The organism is Frankia sp. CeTa3Moorea, assembly GCF_978021225.1.
This window is the reverse complement of record NZ_CDXDOR010000100.1, coordinates 1-19,642: the sequence shown is the minus strand read 5'-3', so window position 1 is coordinate 19,642 and position 19,642 is coordinate 1. Positions and strand designations below refer to the sequence as shown.

The 19,642-nt window shown below is 71.5% G+C and carries 14 protein-coding genes; 5 read left to right on the top strand and 9 right to left on the bottom strand.

Annotation, left to right across the window (positions count from 1 at the left end; translation table 11 throughout):
* On the top strand, nt 1–1,500 hold a 1,500-nt coding region (locus tag AC08OV_RS16675), incomplete at its 5' end, for a cobaltochelatase subunit CobN (protein ID WP_476619907.1).
* Nucleotides 1,501–1,628: 128 nt separating this feature from the next.
* The gene (locus AC08OV_RS16670) at nt 1,629–2,591 is read left to right on the top strand and encodes a winged helix-turn-helix domain-containing protein (RefSeq protein WP_476613325.1); all 963 of its coding nucleotides are present in this window, start codon (nt 1,629–1,631) and stop codon (nt 2,589–2,591) included.
* Here AC08OV_RS16670 and AC08OV_RS16665 read toward each other — a convergent pair.
* From AC08OV_RS16665 to AC08OV_RS16630, 8 genes are all read right to left on the bottom strand, one after another.
* Nucleotides 2,581–3,558 carry an aldo/keto reductase gene (locus tag AC08OV_RS16665; protein WP_476613324.1) on the bottom strand — a complete coding sequence of 326 codons (978 nt, stop codon included), beginning with the start codon at nt 3,556–3,558 and terminating at the stop codon, nt 2,581–2,583. The genes AC08OV_RS16670 and AC08OV_RS16665 overlap by 11 nt on opposite strands.
* A complete protein-coding gene (locus AC08OV_RS16660; RefSeq protein WP_476613323.1) occupies nt 3,558–4,154 on the bottom strand; it encodes a MerR family transcriptional regulator in 597 nt (198 codons plus the stop codon). The genes AC08OV_RS16665 and AC08OV_RS16660 overlap by 1 nt, the downstream gene beginning before the upstream one ends.
* Nucleotides 4,155–4,359: 205 nt before the next feature.
* On the bottom strand, nt 4,360–6,654 hold the full coding sequence (locus tag AC08OV_RS16655; RefSeq protein WP_476613322.1) for an aKG-HExxH-type peptide beta-hydroxylase: 2,295 nt from the start codon (nt 6,652–6,654) through the stop codon (nt 4,360–4,362).
* 130 nt (nt 6,655–6,784) lie between these two features.
* Nucleotides 6,785–7,852, bottom strand: coding sequence for a hypothetical protein (locus AC08OV_RS16650; protein ID WP_476613321.1), 1,068 nt, complete (start codon nt 7,850–7,852; stop codon nt 6,785–6,787).
* A gap of 123 nt (nt 7,853–7,975) precedes the next feature.
* The gene (fxsT, locus tag AC08OV_RS16645; protein WP_476613320.1) at nt 7,976–11,950 is read right to left on the bottom strand and encodes an FxSxx-COOH system tetratricopeptide repeat protein; all 3,975 of its coding nucleotides are present in this window, start codon (nt 11,948–11,950) and stop codon (nt 7,976–7,978) included.
* Complete coding sequence (locus tag AC08OV_RS16640) at nt 11,943–12,788, bottom strand: hypothetical protein (RefSeq protein WP_476613319.1); 846 nt, start codon at nt 12,786–12,788, stop codon at nt 11,943–11,945. Before AC08OV_RS16640 ends, fxsT begins: the two co-directional genes overlap by 8 nt.
* Before the next feature lie 198 nt (nt 12,789–12,986).
* Nucleotides 12,987–14,888, bottom strand: a complete 1,902-nt coding sequence (locus tag AC08OV_RS16635) for a TIR domain-containing protein (RefSeq protein WP_476613318.1) — start codon at nt 14,886–14,888, stop codon at nt 12,987–12,989.
* A complete protein-coding gene (locus AC08OV_RS16630; protein ID WP_476613317.1) occupies nt 14,885–16,123 on the bottom strand; it encodes a TIR domain-containing protein in 1,239 nt (412 codons plus the stop codon). Before AC08OV_RS16630 ends, AC08OV_RS16635 begins: the two co-directional genes overlap by 4 nt.
* Nucleotides 16,124–16,971: 848 nt before the next feature.
* Between AC08OV_RS16630 and AC08OV_RS16625 the strand changes: the two genes are divergently transcribed.
* Nucleotides 16,972–17,547 (top strand): TerD family protein, encoded by a 576-nt coding sequence (locus AC08OV_RS16625; protein WP_462188495.1) that lies wholly within the window; start codon nt 16,972–16,974, stop codon nt 17,545–17,547.
* Between the two features lie 131 nt (nt 17,548–17,678).
* Here the strand turns inward: AC08OV_RS16625 and AC08OV_RS16620 are convergent, their stop codons facing one another.
* On the bottom strand, nt 17,679–18,287 hold the full coding sequence (locus AC08OV_RS16620) for a DsbA family protein (protein ID WP_476613316.1): 609 nt from the start codon (nt 18,285–18,287) through the stop codon (nt 17,679–17,681).
* Between the two features lie 184 nt (nt 18,288–18,471).
* Here AC08OV_RS16620 and AC08OV_RS16615 point away from each other — a divergent pair, with 184 nt between their 5' ends.
* Both AC08OV_RS16615 and AC08OV_RS16610 read left to right on the top strand, forming a co-directional pair.
* Entirely contained in the window at nt 18,472–18,822 is a 351-nt protein-coding gene (locus tag AC08OV_RS16615) for a hypothetical protein (protein ID WP_462188490.1), read from the top strand.
* A 2-nt stretch (nt 18,823–18,824) separates the two neighbouring features.
* The coding region (locus AC08OV_RS16610; RefSeq protein ID WP_476619906.1) for a WD40 repeat domain-containing protein at nt 18,825–19,642 on the top strand (818 nt) is incomplete at its 3' end.

The window sequence follows — 19,642 nt, the reverse complement described above, 5'->3', positions numbered from 1 at the left end:
CCAACGACCACCCCCTTGCCCCCCTTGCCCCCCTTGCCTATCCAGAGGGATAAACCGGACACAAAAGCCTCTGGAAAGGCAAGGAAAGTCCACGGCCCGGCAGGCACGGACGTGGACGCGGAGACCGACCCGGTCCGGGAGACGGTGGCGGCCGTGCTGCGGTTCGCGGCCACGGAGATCGTGCCGCGGCTCGCCCGGACCACCGACGAGGTCACCGCCGTGCTGCACGCCCTCGACGGCGGCTACGTCCCGGCCGGTCCCAGCGGCTCGCCGCTGCGGGGCCTGGTCAACGTGCTGCCCACCGGGCGGAACTTCTACTCGGTCGACCCGAAGGCCATCCCCAGCCGGCTCGCCTGGGAGACGGGCCAGGCAATGGCGACCTCCCTGCTCGAGCGGTACCGGGCCGACACCGGCACCTGGCCCGAGTCGGTGGGCCTGTCCGCCTGGGGAACCAGCGCGATGCGCACCTCCGGCGACGACGTGGCCGAGGTGCTCGCCCTGCTCGGCATCCGCCCGACCTGGGACGAGGCGTCGCGGCGGGTCAGCGGGCTCGAACCGATCGACCTCGCCGAGCTCGGCCGGCCCCGCATCGACGTCACCGTGCGCATCAGCGGCTTCTTCCGGGACGCGTTCCCGCACGTGGTGGTGATGCTCGACGACGCGGTCCGGCTCGCCGCCGGCCTCGACGAGGCCGACGAGGACAACTTCGTGCGCGCCCACGCCCGTGCGGACCTCGCCGGGCACGGCGACGAACGGCGGGCCACCCTGCGCATCTTCGGCTCCCGGCCGGGGGCGTACGGCGCCGGGCTGCTGCCTCTGATCGACAGCCGTAACTGGCGCGATGACGCCGACCTCGCCGAGGTGTACGCGACGTGGGGCGGCTATGCCTACGGCCGCGGGGTCGACGGCATCCCCGCCCGGGAGGACATGGAATCGGCCTATCGGCGAATCGCCATTGCCGCGAAGAACGTCGATACCCGCGAGCACGACATCGCCGACTCCGACGACTACTTCCAGTACCACGGCGGCATGGTCGCGACCGTACGCGCGCTGACCGGCCGGGCGCCGGCTGCCTACATCGGCGACAGCACCCGGCCGGAGGCGGTCCGCACCCGGACGCTGTCCGAGGAGACCTCCCGGGTCTTCCGCGCCCGGGTGGTGAACCCGCGGTGGCTCGCGGCGATGCGCCGGCACGGCTACAAGGGGGCGTTCGAGATGGCCGCCACCGTCGACTACCTGTTCGGCTACGACGCCACCGCCGGCGTGGTCGCGGACTGGATGTACGAACGGCTCGCCGCAACCTACGCGCTGGACCCGGAGAACCAGAAGTTCTTCGCCGAGTCCAACCCCTGGGCGCTGCATGGCATCACCGAACGGCTGCTGGAGGCCGCGGCGCGCGGCCTGTGGGAGCACCCGGAGGCCGCGACTCTCGACGCGCTGCAGGAGCTGTACCTGCGCACCGAGGGCGACCTGGAGGACGGTCCCACCGGCGACGCCTGAGATCGCCGGGTCCGGCCAGCTTGGAGTGCGGCAAGGCCGGAGGGCGGCAAGGCCGGAGGGCGGCGGATGGTCGGCGGCGGACAGGTGGCGGGCCAACTCACGGTTCCGACCGTCGCGAATCCGGGAAAATGTCTCTGGTGCGGACGACACTTCTGCTCGTGGGCGACGAGGCCGCCATGCACCGGGACCTCGTCCCCGCCCTGCTCGGCGAGGGGTACGCCGTCGAGATGGCCGGCAGCGGCGAGGCGGCGCTCGCCGACCTGGTCGCCCGACCCGCCCAGGTCCATCTGGTCCTGGCCCGCCTGCCCCCGGTCCCGGCCCGGCGGACGGGTTCGACCACGGACCCTGCCTCTCCGCCGCCGGACGGCTGCCCGGACACCGTCCCAGCCTTGATTGAACCGATCAAGCAGATCAAATCGGTCAAACCGGTCGACGCGCGAGCGGGCGCCCCGGCCATCGACGGGCTGGAGTTCTGCCGCCGTCTGCGCGCCGCCGGGGATCTTCCCCTCATCATGGTTGCCGGGCGGTCGGATCCCGCCGGGATCGTCGCGGGACTGGAGGCCGGGGCGGATGACTGTGTCACTGCTCCCCCCGTCACCGCCGAGGTGCTGGCGCGGATCCGGGCACTGCTACGCCGTGCCCGCCCGGGACAGTCGACGGCCAGCGCGCTCAGCGTCGGCGAGCTGCAGATCCGGCCGGCCGAGGGCGTGGTCAGCCGGCGCGGCGAGGACCAGCACCTCACCCGGACCGAGTTCCTTCTGCTGTGTGAGCTGGCTGTCGCGGGTGGCCGGGTCGTCTCCCGCAAGCAGCTCCTGGAACGCGTCTGGGGGCACGGCCACTTCGGCGGCACCAGAATGCTGGACGTCCACGTGCGCCGGCTACGGCGCAAGGTGGAGGCCGACCCGTCCGCGCCCACCCACATTCTCACCGTGCGTGGGGTGGGTTACCGCGTCTGCTGCTCGTCGCCGACCTCACGCGTCGCGGCTCCTCTCCCGACTCCCGTTCTCACGGCTCCAGCGCCACCATCGGGGAATCGGGCGACGCGGAACCCGCCGCCGCGGCGGACTCGACCGGGCCTCGCTATCCGTTGACGGATGACATGTCGGGGTAGCGGGTGCCCGCCACGTCCGCCCCCGCCGCGCCCAATCGCTCCGCCTCGGCGGCCGTCAACGTGATGCTGGTGGCTGCGACGTTGTCCTTCAGGTAGCGGCGCCGCTTCGTGCCAGGGATCGGCACGACGTCGTCGCCCTGGTGGTGCACCCATGCCAGCGCGAGCTGCGCGGGGGTCACGTTCTTCTCCGCGGCAAGCTTCTCGATCTCGGCGAGCACGGCGAGGTTGGCGTCGAAGTTGTCGCCGTGCATCCGCGGCAGGTGCTGGCGGAAATCGTCGGCGGCGAAGTCCGCGGCCGAGCGGAAGGTGCCGGTCAGGAAGCCACGCCCGAGCGGGCTGTAGGAGATGAACCCGAGGCCGAGTTCCCGCAGGGTCGGCAGGATCTCGGCCTCCGGCTCGCGGGACCAGATCGAGTACTCGGTCTGCAGGGCCGTGATCGGGGCGACGGCGTGGGCACGACGGATGGTAGCCGGTGCCGCCTCCGAGAGCCCGAGGTACCGCACCTTGCCGGCGCTGACCAGCTCGGCCATCGCGCCGACGGTATCCTCGATCGGCGTCTTCGGGTCGACCCGGTGCTGGTAGTACAGGTCGATGTGGTCGACGCCGAGGCGACGCAGGGAGGCGTCGCAGGCCGAGCGCACGTACTCCGGACGGCCGTCGATCCCCCGCGCCGTCGGGTCGGCGGGGTCACGGATGATGCCGAACTTGGTGGCCAGCACCACCTCGTCCCGGCGGCCGATGATCGCCCGTCCCACGAGTTCCTCGTTGCGGTACGGGCCGTACATGTCCGCCGTGTCCAGCAGCGTCACCCCGAGGTCGAGCGCCCGGTGGATGGTGGCGACCGACTCGGCGTCGTCGCCAGCGCCGTAGAACTCCGACATTCCCATGCAGCCCAGACCCTGGACGGAGACCTCCAGGCCCTGGCTTCCTAGCGCGACCTTGCGCATCAGCGGACGGTCCTCTCCTGGTAGACGTCTTGATAAATGCCAATTTTGACGTTGATGGCGGTGAGGTTGCGCTGCACCTCGTCGAGGCGCGCCAGGACCCGGCGGCGATGCTCGGTCAACAGGGCGAGACGCTCCGCCTCGTTCCCCTCCCCGGCGCGCACCAGCTCGGCGTAGCGCGCCATCTCCCGGATCGGCATGCCGGTGAGCCGCAGCTTGGTCAGGAACGTGACCCAGCGGACGTCCTCGACGGTGTAGCGCCGATGGCTCGACGAGGCACGGGCGACCGGGTCCCGCATCAGCCCCGCCCGCTCGTAGTACCGCAGCGTGTGCGCGCTGACTCCGGTGGCCGCGGCGGCCTCGGCGATCGTGAGGGTCCCGGCGGCCTCCGGTTCACCCCCCGGACCGACCGCGAACGGATCAACGGACCGGTCGCATCCATCCGGGCGGACCGCCGGGCCCAACCGCGCGCACCAGCCCTGATCCGGCTCCGCCACCATGACCGGAGACGGTGTCACGGCCGGAGACGGCGTCACGGCCGGAGACGGCGTCACGGCCGGAGGGGAGGACGTCACCGTGGGCGCCTCGATCGTGGCCATACGAAGACGCTAGGACTTGGAGTGCGCACGAAGTCAACGCGGGCCCGCGGAAACTCGCTGTTCCGGATTCGCCGACTGCGTCATCGCGAACGGAGCGGGATGCGGCCGTCAACCGCCCACACCGACTGTCGACGCCGGGTCGTCACACCGCGGGCCGCGTGGGGGCACGGCATACCCCCGGCGGGACGGCCTCCCCGCCGTCGGGTTACCGCCGGGCACCGACCGGCAGCGGCCTCGTCTCGAGAGATCGCCACGAGCAATCCGGATGGCCGGGGCCTCCCGCCGCGATCCACCGCGCGAGCGTGCGCGGGTCAGGGGTGGACCCGGTCAGCTCCCGAATCCGGACGCTCAGGGCCAGCAACGCCTCGGGGTGGTCGAGGTAGAGCCGGCGCTCCAGTCCCCCGGCCCGTCTGGCCAGCACCAGGGCCAGCCCCGCGAACGACTCCGCCCGCCCCGGACGGGCCTGCAGCTCCCGGCGGAACTCCTCGGCCGCGCGGCCGAGGTCTCCGCGCACGTAGAGCAGGTCCCCGAGGGTCGCGTTGACGGGCCAGGCCGCCGGATCGAGCCCGGCAGAACCAGCGAACCCGGCAGAACCAGCGAGCCCGCCGAACCGGTCGGGCCTGGCGAACCGGTCAGGCCTGGCGAACCGCAGCGAGGTCAGCGCCTGCCGGGCGTGGCGGTGCGGGCTGTACGGCTCGGTCTGGGGGACGAGGCGGGACGACGGCGGTACCGGCCGTCCGCAGGGCCGACCGGCCGCCCAGTCCCGCGCCCATCTCTCGATGTGGTCGTGGTCGGGCCGGCGGTTGCGCAGCCGCCAGACGACGGCGATGTCGCGCAGCACGGTGGCGGCGGTGGTAGTAACCGCGATCGGCAGGTCAGCGGCGATCCAGACGTCGATCCTGGCGCCCAGGGCCGAGACGAACCGGCGGCCCGCCTCGGTGAGCCCGGCCGCCTCCCGCAGCACGGGCAGCACCGCCGAGACCGCGTCCCGGCACCAGGCGAACTCGTACGCCGCGCCCAGATCCGACCCGGCGCCGTCCCGGGCCCACCGCCCCGCCCAGAAGGCCGCGATCTGGGCGAAGGCGAAGGCGCCGTGCAGCAGCGGGGCGAGTGGCCGGGGGTCGGGCCGCCAGGGAGCGTAGTGCATGGAGCCGTCGTGCGGGCCGATCAGGGGCGCAAGATCGCTCAGCATCTCCAGTCTGGTGTGCGCCGCCTCATGCACGACGGCGACGGCAAGCCACAGCGCGTCGGTCGGCGGGCTGACCATCAGCGCGCCGAGCGCGTCGATCACGGTGACGCCGGTGCCGGGCCGATCCGGGACCTCACGCAACGGGACCAGCGCCGACAGGACCGCGGCGGCCTCCTCCGCCCGCGCCCCGTCGTCGCCCGCGAGCACGCTCCAGGCGCCGTCGAGCAGGCGCTGCCACCGGGCCGCCGCCGCCTCATCGCAGCGCGTGGCCACGGCCAGGGGAAGCGTGTCCGCGGCCCGGAACGGGTCGGTGTCCTCCAGCGTCAGCGCGATCCGGTGACCGTCGACAGTGCTCGACAGCGTGCGCGCCGGGGTCCAGCCGTCACCACCGGCCGGTCCCCGCCCGGGGCTGCCACTCAGCGTCACCCGCCGGTCGGACACGTGCGCGACGCCCCAACCGCTCGTGACCCCCGACCCGACGACGCCCACCGTGGGGATCGGCACCAGCCCGTCGATGATCCGCACCGGCACCCGGCACGGCATCCGGGCCCGCAGGGCGGCGGCCACCGCGATCCCACCCACGTAACCGAGGCGGTCGAGGTCGGGTCCGGCCGACCCGTGCCAGCACCGCCGCAGGCTGCCGGCGAGCCAGGTCCCGATCGTCGGGTGCAGGAGCAGGTCGTGGACGGCGTCGCGGGCCCGCCGCTGAGCGTCCCCGAGCACGCGGAGCGCCTCATCCACACAGGTGCGTGTCGCGTCGTCGAGGTCGGCGTTCTCGAGGCCGCGTAGCAGCGCCCACAGCATCAGCATCCGTTTGCTGATCTGACCCCGCAGCAGCTCGCGCAGCGGTGCGGCACCCGGCGGCCCGCCCGCCACGGCCTCGATGTCCCGCGGGGTGATCCGGTGCCGGGCGGCGGGTGGGGAGACCACCCGACGGGCGGGCCGCCGAGAGGCGGATGTCATGGCGCCACCGGGCGTCATGGCGCCACCGGGTGCGGGCCGTCCGCCCGGACAGGCGGCGGCCCTGGGCGGACGCGGCGGCTTCGAGGGGTCGGTGCCGTCCGGCATCTCCCCGAAGGATGTGGTCCTGGGCAGGTAGCCGGCCAGGTCCAGATCCCCGCCCAGGGCCAGATCCCCGCCCAGGGCCAGGGCGACGTCCTCGGGCAGCGGCCCGCCCGGGTGGCCGATCCAGGCGGCGATCCAACGCTGCCATTCTCCCGAGGGTGGGCCCGCGAGGAAGGCAAGCTGGTCGGCGTCGACCTCGCAGAGATCCACCAGACCGGACGGCACGGGCATCAGATCGTGGGCCATGAATGTGGGGCCTCCCCACCAACGGGTATGCGCCGGCGCGACGCGGGGACCTGCTCGACGAAGAATACGCGAGGACATCGACGATGATCCCGTCCATCGACGGGATTCACCTGGCGTCATCTGACGCCTTTCAACGGCTGTCCGAAGCCGTCAGTCGGCGGACGAGCAACTGGAAGCGGCGGTCGGCTTCGGACACCCGACGCTGATCCAGGGTGACGCCCATCAGGAACTCGTCACGGCTGAGGCGATGAAAGTACAGCGCGCCCTTCTCCACGTCGAGAACGGTGCGGGTCAATCGGCGGTTCAGGACCGATCGCAGCAGACCGTCGAGCAGATCGCTCAGGGCGAGGAACTCGGCGGCGACCTTGACGAAACCCTCCCGGCGGGCCTCCCGGCTCAGACCGACGAAGAATTCGTTGAGGTCGTCGTGGTCCATCAGGTCGGCGGCGCTCACCGTGCCGCCGCGCACCAGGGCCATGTACTGGAGGTCACCGGGCTTCAGGACGCTGACGGCCTGGGCCTGGAACTCCTCCTCCCGCGAGTCCCCGGCGGGTGACCAACGCCGTTTGATCAGCGATGCCCAGGGATTGGCGAACACCGGCGCCGACGGCCTCGGCAGCGACACGAATGGATGAGAGCCGGTGTCCGGGCTACCGTCGGCGCGGGTGGGCGACGGAAGGAACGTGCCGTCCCCCCGGTGATAGCCGCCGTAGTTAGGGTCGCCGACCCCCCGGGCCGCCCGGATTTCCGTCGCGGTCCGCGAGAGCGTCAGGTCAGCGGACTCGATGGCGCCCGCGCCGAGGGAGACCCCGACGATGTACTGCCCCTCGTCGACGTCGAAGTAGAGCACCGCCCGATCCTGCGCGGCGAAGACCGTCCGGATCAGCCGCCCGTTGGCGAGACCGGCCAGCGAGGTGTTCAGCTCCGTCATCCGGTGGTTCAGCTGCCGGCCGATAATCTCGTAGTCCCGGCGGGCCCGTTCCACCGTGCGTGAACCATGGAAATAGTCGGCCAGCCGCGGATGGTGCAGAAGGTCGGCCGACACCGTCGGCAATCCGTGGACGTAGTACTCGAGATACTGGGCACCCGTGCCGGCCACCGCCCCGCGGAACTTCTGCCGGATGCCGTTGTATTCGTCACCGACATGCGGCGCGGTGACGATGTGGGGTTCGACAACATCATCAGGAACAGTCACCATCAGCTCATCCTTCTGCCGCTCCCGGCGGGTGGCGGCCGACGCCGGACCGGAAACCCCGGTCCGGGCGGACCGGCCGCCGGTGGATTGCCACCGTGCACTCGTCGCTCGGCCTCATCACGCTGCTCAGATGCTGGAGATGTCGATGTCGACTTCTCGATGGCCACGCCCGCCGCCGGCCTGCCGGCCGGTGAGGACCGCCAGGTTCTCCCGCATTATCGGGAGGTAGGGGTGGCTTCTGTCCAGCGACATTTCAGATTCGCGCAACAGATCCTCGTTCAGCGCCCGGGCCGCCTCGGTCTCGCCGAGGGCTGCCAGGCTCGCGGCGTGGTTCACCCCGGCGGCCAGCGCGAACGGGTGGTGCTGGTAGAGCTCGTCGACCAGCGTGAGGTGGGCCTGCTCGGCCAGCACGCGGGACTCCGCCAGCCGCCCGTCCGCGCGCAGGTAGATGGACAGATCCGAGCGGCAGACGTTCGTGAACGGATGCTCGGGGCCGTGGAGACGTTCATACTCCCGCAGGCACGACTCGGCCTCGACGGACGCCCGGTGGTGCTCGCCCAGCGCGTGCAGGTGGCCGGCACGGCTCAGCAGGCAGGCCAGGGTGCCCAGGTCGGACGCCCCGTAGATCTCGGTGTAGCGCTCGAGCGTCTCACCGGCGAGGCGGCTCGCCGCGTCCGGGCTGCCCCGCAGGCGCAGGACGACCGCGAGATGCTTGTTGCAGCGCAGGGTCAGGTGCGTCGTCGCCCCCTCGATGCCGGCGAGGTTGGTCGCGGCCTCCCGCAGCAACCGCTCCGCCTGCTCCAGCTCGCCCAGCTCCCGATGGCAGATCCCGGCCCGCGCCTGCAGCCACCAGAACTGCGAGGTGCCCTCGGCCCCCGCCAGGCGCAGCCGCGCCATGGTGTCCAGGCTCAGGTGGAGCGCCTCACGGGCCCGCCCGTCCAGGAAGGTGGACAGTGCGAGGTTGCTCGCAGCCATGAGGGTGTCGAGGTGGTTCTCGCCGAGCCGGTCGCGGAAACCGACCAGGGTGCTGCTCTCCTCCGCGGCTGCCTCGGTGTACCGGCCGAGCTCCCGGATGTCGATGCCGTAGCTCATCGCGGTGATCAATGTGTGGCGATGGAAAATGCCCAGATGGCGCCGCTGGCGGGCGAGGGTGTCGGTGTTCAGGTCGTACGCCTCCTGGAACCGTCCCAGGCCGCGGAGCACCATGGCCAGGTGGGTGGCCATCCGCAGGGTCAGCGGGTCGTCCGCTCCGAACAGGTCGCGCCATCTGCGCAACGCCTCCTCGGCGATGCCGCGGCCCAGCTCCAGCCGGCCGGACCGCCACATCACATACACCTGGGACACCAGCCACTGCCGAACCTTGGGTGCCGGGCTCTCCATCGCCTCGGAGGCCAGGATCTGGCCTTCCAGCATCCGGTAGATCGGCCAGCCCGCGGCGGCCGAGGGCCGCGGAGCGGCCGCGGCGATGTCCGCGAAGACGCCGAGCACCACCTCGCGGGCGGCGGTCTGCTCGGCGGGCTGCATCCGTTCGACGAGGAGCCGCTGCCAGCGCGCGGCGAGGCGGAACTGACCGTCGGGTGCGGTGTCGATCTCGGCCAGCCGGGGCTTACGGATCTCCGCCCACAGCTCGGGCAGCACGGTCGGGTCGGCGATCGCGTCGTCCCCTACCGCCTCGGCGAGATGGCGCAGCATCACCGGGGATTCCAGCAGGCCGAGCGGCACGCCCTGCGGGGCCAGGAAGGCACACAGTTCCAGCAGCCGGGCCGCCGCCCGCCGGGTCGCGCGGTCGCTGGTGCGCAGGGTCTCGAACGACACCGTCCAGGTCGCCTGCTCGGGTGCGACCCCGGCGATCTGGGTGAGGTAGGCGTCGACAGCACGGTCGTCGACCGGCACTCCCCGCCGGTCCTGGCGAAGCCGCCCGACTGCGGTGCGCAGGCCCGACGGCTGATGCCGCAGCCGCTCGGCGATCATCGCCAGCCGGTCCGCACCGACCTCGGGCAGCCACCGGCGCAGGAACGCCCGGCTCTCGGCCGGGGTGAACGGGCCCACCCACAGCGCGCCGGGTTCACTGTCCCAGGCCGGGTCCGCCGAGGTCAGCAGGACATGACCGTTGCTGGTCGGGACGGGTAGCAGCCCGGCCAGCATCTGCGGGTCGGTGGCGCCGTCGTAAACGAGCAGCCAGCGCGGTGAGGGGTCGCCCTGGCGCAGCGCGTCCAGGGCGACCCGTTCGAGCTGCTCGCTCGGGGAGCGCTGCGCGCCCGGGACGTCGCTGCCGGGACGCAGCCGCTCGGCGAGGTCGCGCAGGCCCGCCCGGACCGAGGCGGCGTCACCCGCCGAGATCCAGTGCACGATGTCGTAGTCGGAGCCGAACCGGTGCGCGTACTCAGCCGCGATGGCGCTCTTCCCGACGCCGTCCGGGCCGAGCAGGGGGCACAGCCCGCTCGGTCGGCCCCCCAGCAGCAGTCGGTCGCGCAGCTCGTCCAGCACCGCGTGCCGCCCGATGAACGGCTGGGCGAACCCGGCCGGCACCGACCAGAAGCGGGGCCGGCGGGCCGGGTACCGGGGAGCGACCACCGGCAGGTCATCGAGCCGGGCCCGCGGAACGGGCAGCCCCAGCCCTTCGAGGACCACGACCCCCGCGTCCCGCTCGTTCCGCGCGGGCAGGGAGATAATCTCGGCCCCGTGGTAGGCGGGGTCGAGCCGCATCGAACCCACCTCGACGACCACCACCCCCGCCCGCGAGCCGCGCTGGCGGATCCGGGTCTGGACCTGCTCGCGCACCAGGGACTCACCTGGGGTGTCCGGGCCCAGATGCGGTGATCCGATCACGATCAGTGACTCGACAGCGGGGAAGTCGGCGGGGGTCAGCGCCGTCGGGGGCAACGGCCGGATCCGCACCCCGGTGGCTCCCAGCACCGACGCCAGCCAGTCCGCCCAGGGCCGGTCCTCGGGCGCTCCAAAGATCGTCACCGACCGCGGAGCGGGCGGTCCGTACTGCTCGAAGTCCCGCAGCACCCGCTCCCGGTCCTGCGGCGGGACGCCGCGCGCATCGATCGGGGCGCCGGCGAGCTCTCCGGCGAGCATCCGGTAGGCGGCCTGGACGCCGAGCCGACTGGCGGGATCCTCCTGGAAGGCCGCCAGGACCTCCTCGTAGGCGTAGACCGCCTTGTAGGGGATCTCCAGGCCGATCAGAAAGCTCCGCTGTTCCTCCGGGTCGGAACCGCACAGGTCAGCCAGCACCGGGCGGAAGGCATGGAACGCCGCGCGGCGGCGCAGTTCCTGCTTGCGCTGCTCGGTGTCCTCGACCCGCATCGGGACGGGCAGCACCCGGATGTCCCGCTTGCTGTTCCGGATCTCGCGGGCCACCCCGGCGCCGCCGTCGATGGACTGGTTGTTCAGCGCGAATCCGATGACGACGGTGTCCGGCAGGAGCTGGGTGCAGACGCCGGCCGCGTCCGAGGTGCCGGTCCGGCTGTCGATGAGGACGTAGTCGTAGTCGGCGAACCGCATCCGCTCACGCAGCGCGGCGAAATACGCCTGGCCGTCGGCCTCCTCGAACAGCGTCGACCAGGGCACCGTGGCCGCCAGCACCGCGCTCGTGGATGTCTGCCGGCCGGGACCGAGGAAGTCGATCCGCCCGACGCCCGGGAACCCGGGCCACTCGATGGTCTCGATGTTGTGCCGGAAGTCGCCGTGCAGGGCGATGATCTCGCGCACCGCGTCGGCGTCCGGCAAGGAGGCCTGCTCCGCGGGTGTCGACGGCGACGCATCCTGAAGCCGGTCGATCTCCCGGATAAAACCCTGGAGCATCTCGGTGACGCCATCACTCGAGTCCAGCTCCCTGTTCTGCAGAAACGGGCGGAAATACCGGTGCAGGCCGGGAGACTCCAGATCCCAGTCGACGGTGAGAATCCGCTTACCCGAGGCGGCGAGCAGCCAGGCGATGTTCGCCAGCGCCATCGTGCGCCCCGAACCGCCCTTGTAGGAGTAGAAGGTGATGATCTGCGCCGGCCTGCCGGCGCGCCCGCCCGGGGTGTCGTGACCCGCCGGTTCCGGTGGTTGCCTGGAAAGTTCCGGTGGTTGCTCGGAAAGTTCAGTCATCGTCATCGTCCAGTTCGGCGGCGCCGGCACGACGCAGGATGGGTCGACGGGTGTGCTCGGGATCGGCCATCCGCCATCGACGCTCCCGGCCATCGGCTCGGGCCGGAGCCAGGGCCGCCGGGGCCGGAGCCGTGCGAACCGTCGAGGCCAGGGGGGCCGTCTGGGCCGGCGGGGCCAGGGGAGCCGTCTGGGCCGGCGGGATCAGCAGCGTCGCGGAGCCGCCGACGGACCAGCGGGTGCCCGGGCCCCGACCGGCCGACACCCAGTCCGTCCGCCCCGACCGCTCGACGAACTCCGCGTCACGCGTGGACAGTGCCGGCGGCTCGTCGCCGCGGGCACGCACGATCAGTTCACTGACCCGTTCGGTCAACTGCTGGTACCAGACCGAGGCGGAGCCGGTCCGGATCAGCTGTAACGCGCCGCTCGCCGTGTAGCCCGCGCCGAAGTCGCCGACGAGCATCCCCGCCTCCGCGATCTGAGCCGGCACGGGTACCGATCGGATGGACCAGGGGACGCCGACCAGCGCCGGGGAGCTCCGACCGGTGAAATGGTGGTGCCACCGCAGCCGCTCCCGGAACAGCGACCACTCCAGCAGGCACTGGTGGTCGGTGAAGTAGGCGTCCGAGTACAGCGCCACCATCACCGGCGCCAGGAGCGCATCGGGATTGGAGCGGCCCCCCGCCGCCGAGGGCTCCGCCGCGCCGGCCGCCTCGCCGGTGAACACCTCGCGATAACCAAGGCGCTCGTAAACCGCATTCTGTACATCTCCGAAGAAACGTTCGACATAGCTGCTGTCACCGCAGGCGAGCGCGTGATGAACCAGAAAGAACGGTGTCACAGGTCCCCCTCACGCCGTTTTCCGGCGCAGGGCCTCCGCCCTACCATTGCACCCGGTCCTCCCACGTCCACGGCAGCTCGCACAGGTCGGACCACATTCTTCACCGCTGGGGCCCGGGTGCGGCGGGACGGTCGCGGCGCGCTGCCGCCGGGTGCCGGCCGTGGGGTGTTCGTGCAGCTCATCACGGCTCCGTGCAGCTCACGGCTGATGGTGGAACGGGGAACGGACGAGCTCCGTCGCCTCGGCGTCCAACGGCGGCAGCTGGTCGCGAGCGACATCCATGACCCGGTAGGCCAGCAGACTTACATACTCCGCGAAGGCGGCAGGATGGCGCATCAAATCCAGGACTGGAAGGTTGTCATATTGACGACCAAGCTCCATATGCGCGATGTGGAGTTCATGGGCCGCCTCGGGTACCTCGGCGTCCCGCCGCAGCCAGGGCACGGGAATGATCCCGGACGGCGGGTTCCCGCCCGGCTTGGTCGCCCGGCGGATACGTTCCTGAAAGACGCCGAACTCCCGGCCGCACCAGTCGCTCTCGAAGTAGTCGTCGCACCACAGCGCGACCAGCACCGGAGCCGTGCGCACCGCGTCGCGCAGCGAGGTCGGCCAGTGCTCCCCGCCGCCCAGCCGGTCGGCGTCGAAGAATCCCGTCGGCCGGATCCGGCGCCTGACCTTGCGGCGCAGCTCCAGCTCGAGCTCCCGATGGAAGATGGCCACGCGATCCCGGTCGTCGCGGTGCGCGTGGCTGGTGAAGAAGTAGTAGGTCGGGGCGCCCGACGGCCCGTGGCTGGGCGGGGGCGAGGAGGGCGGTCCAGGCAGCTCGAGCGGTGGCCAGGAGGCGAACTGGTGCGCGGGCACCGGTGATGACACGCCGAGCAGCGTCGAGCCCGTGCCGCTCCAGTGGGATCGCAGCTCGGCCACCAAGCGCCGGAAGTCCACGACAGACCGGTCGTCGCGCGGCGCGACCAGGTCGAGGGCCTGCACCAGGGCGTCGAGCATGCCGGGATCGGGCTGGCCGACCGCCTCGCTGACCAGCGTGGTCAGGCGGACCGCGACGACCGGGGAGGTCAGCGCGACCGTGCGACCGAGGATCCGCGCCAGCTCGTCGAACCAGTGGTCGAAACCGGCCAGGTCGGCGATGTACTCCACCCGCATCAGGGCCGCGACGAGCTCGTCGACCTCCCGGGGGGGCCAGCCGTGCTTGTTGATCACAGGAATCGATGGTGCCCGCGGCGCGTCGCGCCCCACCGGGTCACGTACCTCGTCTGCGACCATGACGGTGGCGGGCCCGGCGGCGGCCCCGGCCCCGGCGGCGGCCCCGGACACGGCGGGGGGTCCGGAATCACGCATCGCCCGGGCCCGGGACGACTGGTCACCGCCGGTGGCGTCTTGGACGGCCGGCGTTGGCCGCAACGCCGCCATCTCCAGCAGGCGCCGACACAGTTCCGGCGTCACGACCGCCTCGCGGATCAGGTACCCGGCGATCTCCGCGAGCAGGGCGGGCCGGTGTCCGACCAGCTCCCCCAGCTGGGCGGCGGTGGCCGGGTCGACCATCGGCGCCGCGCTGGTGAGCAGCATGACCGACTCGCGACGACGCAACGGCCCGATGGGCATCGTCCGGTCCCGCCAGGCGTCCACGGTGCGGTCGGCGATGATGATCACATGCGCCTCGCCGTCGGGCAGGAACTCCGCCACCTCATCCGGACTGCCCACACCCGCGAAGATGACCAACCACCCCGCGCTGGGCTCCGGCCCGGCGCCGGCCGCGCCCGGGGCGGGGCCGGTAAGTCCGGTGCGGACCCGCTCGTAGAGCTCGCCGATCTGCCCGGGGACGGCGGCGGTCGTCGAGCAGTCCACCCACCACGAGACGTCGTAGCGCAGCTTGAACCGATGCTGGTACTCGCCAGCGAGCTCGGTCTCCCCGATGTCGGACTGGTCGCCCTCCGGCACCAGCACCACCCGCCGATGCCGGGCCAGACCGTCCCAGATGCGTTCCAGCTCGTCGTCGCGACCGGCGAACAGCTCGTTCTCCCGGCGGCTGCGCCACACCGGGGGCGCATCGCCGGGCCGGCGACCGGGCCGGGCATAGGCGTTCATCGCCGGGCTCCCGCCTGTATCCCCGCCAGCAGTCCGTCGACCGCGGTCGGCTCGAACCGGCTCAGGTCCAGCTTCGGCAGCGTCCGCAGCGGCTCGGGTAACGGTTCGCGGTCGATGACCGCCCGGATGACCTGATTCTCGAGCGGTCCCGCCAGCCCCAGCCGCTCCCACGCCTCGATCTCGGTCTCGCCGGGGTTCTCCGGGCGGGGCGACCGGTAGTGCCGCGACAGCAGGGCCACGGTCACATCCGGCCGGCGCGCGGCGATGCGGTCAACCGTCTCGGCCAGCCGCTCACCTCTACTCTGCGCCCATCTGACCTGCACGACCCGGTGGGAGCCGCGGCGCAGCAGGTATTCGAGCCAGTCCGCCCACTCCTGGTCGGCGCCGACGTAGCTGATGGCGACCAAACGGGAGACCTCCGCCGTCGGAGTCTGCGGCGGCGGTACGTGAGACGCCGCCGGCGGCGTGGTTCGGCAGGAGGTGGTCGTCGGCGTGGGCACGGGGGATGCCGTCCCGATCGAAGCCGCGCGCCGCGCCTCGTCGCCGTCGCCATGGGTCCGGAAACCGGCTCTCCCGTTCATGTTCACGTTCCCGTTCACGGACCCGGCCAGCGAAAGGAAAGGGGGCATCGCTTCCGGCGGGTCCCCGGACGAGCCGGGGTGGGAGCCGAAGGCCGCGGCGGCGCGGCGCACCGCGAGGTCGGGCACCGGGTCCAGGGTGATCTGCTGGGCCGCGACGATCCGCGCCGCGAACATACGGACGAACCAGTAGTATCCGCCCGCCCCGAGCAGCATCTTGCGCATCATCCAGAGCAGGCCGCGCTGGCGGTAGGTGTCGGGGAGTCCCGCGCTCGCGTCCGCGAGATCCTTCGTCGCGACCGCCGGGACGGGATCCTGCACCGGACGCCACAGCACCCGGATGAAACCATCCTCCAGCCTGGTCGCACCGGCCTTGCTGAAATTTTCGATGCGCGAGTGGAAGACCTCCCACTCGCGCCCGCACCAGGCGTCCCTGAAAAAGGGATCGGAACAGAGCGCCACCATCACGCGGGTTCCGCCGGCGCCGGCGGCCAGGGCCAGGTCGGCGTCCATGCCGGGACGCGGGCGGGTGTCCAGGATTCCGCCCACCGCGGAGCCAACCTGAACCCGCAGCTCGTACTCGAGATCGGCGTGAAAGCGCTGCACCCAGCGCCGATCCTCATCTGCCGCATAGGAGATGAAGAAGTAGTTCTTCATCGGGTACCCTCAAAAGCCTGCACCATGCGCCCCCGAACCTACCGTCACCCAGCGGACGGTGGCATCAGACGCTATCAGCCGACCGGCGGCATGGCGATAGCAGTCCGCCCGGTTTCCTCAATGATCGTTCAACAACGATCGTCCAACATAGACGTGGCGGGAGCAGGCCGGTCCATCGAGTACATCCCACGTCCCGCGTCCCGCGGACGTCTACCGCCAGCCACCGGATGCCCCGGGCGGAACTTTCTGCTTTCCGTCAGATTTCCGTCGGCGCGTTTTCCCGGCGACCTCCCTCAGCGCACCTCCCAGTGCTCGGGTTCGAGCCGGAGCCAACGATCAATCTCCGCTCGCCACCAGATCCGGGTCCCGCCCCAGGTAGCGGTGCGATTTACCACCGCAGCCGGGCTCGGCGCGGCCGGATCGACCCGGAGCCGATGGTCGACCGCCTGGCGGGTCAGACCCAGCGCCCGAGCGATGTCGCCGGACCCAACAAGCAGCGGTAGTCGATCCACGGTTGCCGACGTTAGCCAATTCGGGCCGGCCGATGCCGCCGGTGGCCACGGCCGTCCCCGGCCACGATCCCGGAGACTGCGTAACGATGCCGACACCAATCGGTCGGTGACCATTCCTCCCCGGTAGGCTACCGGTCGTCGGACACCCGTCGCCGCTCGCGACCAGCGGTCGCGACCGGTAGCGGTCGGTACTGATCGGTACTGATCGGTACCGATCAAGACAGTCTCCTGGATGCGCGCACCAGCGACACACGCATGTGCTTGGGTAGTCACGTATCGCGAACATCATGCTGGCCGGGGCCGCCGGGCCAGAGAGTGTCGTGGGATCGGAGAACCGTGGGCATTGACGTCGTCAAGGGTGGAAGCGTCGCGCTCACCGGAGCCACCGGCGGACTGACGCACATCACCGTCGGCCTCGGCTGGGATCCAAATGCTCCCGGATCGGAGGAGTTCGACCTGGACGCGAGCGCCATTGCCCTGCAAGCGGACGGGCGAGCCCCCAACCGCAGCTATTTCATCTACTACAACAACCTCAGCAGTCCGCGCGGCGAGATCGTGCACCGCGGTGACAACCTCACCGGTGAGGGTGCGGGCGACGACGAACAGATCGAGGTGCGTCTCAACCTGCTGTCCAGTGCGATAACGCGCATCGTCTTCCCGGTCAGCATCCATAACGCCGACTATCGACACCAGAGTTTCGGCGACGTGACCGGCGCCTATATCCGGGTCGTCAACGCGTCGACCGATGACGAACTGGTGCGGTACGACCTCACCACCGCCGCCGCGCGGGACACCTCGATGTTGTTCGGTGAACTCTACCGGGATCAGGACGGCTGGCGCTTCCGGGCACTCGGCCAGGGTGGGGTCAGCGGCCTGGCGGCGATCGCCCGCGGCTACGGCCTGGACGTCTGACACGGCCTGGACGTCTGACACGGCTTGAACGTCTGACACCGCCGGGCGCCGGCAGAGGGGTGGCGGGCGGCGCGGGCGCCATCCCCGGCGCCGTGGGTGTATACCGGGACAGACCGAACCGGCGTGGAAGATCAGCGTGGGATGGACATGTGCTTGAACTCGTTCAGCTCGGGCCAACCGGCCGCCAGGTCGACGACGCGCTCCACCGCACGGATGGAACCCGCCGGGTCGGCACCGAGCGGCGCACGGCTCATCAGCCGGACGAACACGGCCTGGTCACCGGCGACCCAGGTCGGCACGCCCCAGACGGTATGCGAGGCGACGTACTGCTCGTGCTCGGCACGGACCTTGTCGAGAGCGCCATCGTCAACCCGGGCGAGCACCTCGTCGGCGGGCAGCCCCACCCCAACGAGCGTCTCCCGGATAACCGCACGGTCCTCCAGGTGACGGCCCTCGTCGTGACGCGCCGCGAACAGCGCCCGGTGCGCGGCGGGGAACAGCTCCGGATATTCGTCGCGGACGACGACGCCGGCCCGCAGGGCGAGGATCCCGGAGTCCTGCTCGGGCTTCTCCCAGACGGTGGGTTGCCCCTCCTCCACATGCGCCTGCCCCAGCGAGAACGGGAGAAAGGTGACGTTCCAGTCGGCACCGGCTGCGAGACCAGTCAAAACGTGTTCATGTGCGTTGCGGGCGAACGGGCAACGGTAATCCCAGGTGATCGCGAAGGTGACAGAATTCATGTCGCGGGCAACACCCGGGCCGCCCCCGGTGTTCCAGCCGAGACGCACGGCTGTTCAGGCGCTCCGTTGCCGCCTGCTCCGACGGCTTTCCATCGCGGCTCTCATGGCAGCTGTCCGTGGCCGCTATCCATAGCGGGCCGACCCAGCTTCCACGCCACCAGGCTGATCGGCTACTTTCCGTATCATGATGGGGGTTGAAGTGGCGTTGTGGGGACTGTTCGGCGGCTTCGCTGTCGAAGGTCTCGATCTCTACACCACGGTCCGCCGACGGGGCCGGTGGCCCTGGCAGACCGGGAAATCCCAGGAAGCGGGCCCCTGGGCCTACCTGGTTGCCGAACTGGTCCGTCTCGCCATCGGCGCCGGCCTGGCTGCGGCCGCCGGCGCCTCGGGCCAGGTCGACACCGCCTTCGCCGCCCTCGCGGTCGGGGTTGCCGCCCCCCTGGTCGTGGAGCGCCTCGCCCGCGCCGTCCCCCTCGATCCCAGGACAGCCGCCGCGACAGAGCCGGCCGTATCGAACCCCCAGACAGGAGGCTGACCATGCGCGCCGACTCGTTCGCCGGTCAGGTCCTCGCCGTCCTGTCCCGTCGCACGCCTGCCTTCACCCTTCCCGAGGACGAACCGCAGACCTTCCCGGACCGTGCTCGCGCCCTGCTCCTGCGCACGACGACCAAGGTCCCAACCGGTCACGCCGCGACAGTCGAGCCCACCCGAGGGAGCCCGGCACCCCCCAATCCTGAAACGATCAACCTTTCGGACAGCGTCCGGCCCGCCGCATCCCCCGCCCGCCGTCCGGTCTCTGATCATCGCAGGCAGGTGCACCGCACGGCCGCCGCGGTCCTCGCCGTTCTCGCCGTTCTCGTGGCCGCCGGGGTCGGTTCTCTCGCCGTCCGCGAGGGCGATCCGCAGCCGATCACCCCTGGCGGGACGGCCCACCTACTCGGCGCCCCGTTGACCGGCCGCACCGGCGCCGTGACGTCCGTGGCGTTCAGCCCGGACAGGGGCACCCTCGCGGCCGCCGGCGTCGACGGGACGGTCCAGCTGTGGGACGTCACCAACCCGGCCACCCCTCGTCAGCTCGACCCCCTGCTCACCGGCCGCACCGGCGCCGTGACGTCCGTGGCGTTCAGCCCGAACGGGGGCACCCTCGCCACCGCCGGGGATGACGGAACGGTGCGACTGTGGAACGTCACCGACCCGACCAGCTCGTACCAGCTCCACCCGCTGCTCCCCGGCTACCCCGGCGCCGTGGCATCGGTGGCGTTCAGCCCCGACGGACGGACCCTCGCGACCGGCGGGGCAGCATCCGACGGAATACGGCTGTGGGACGTCACCGACCTGACCAGCCCCCACCAGCT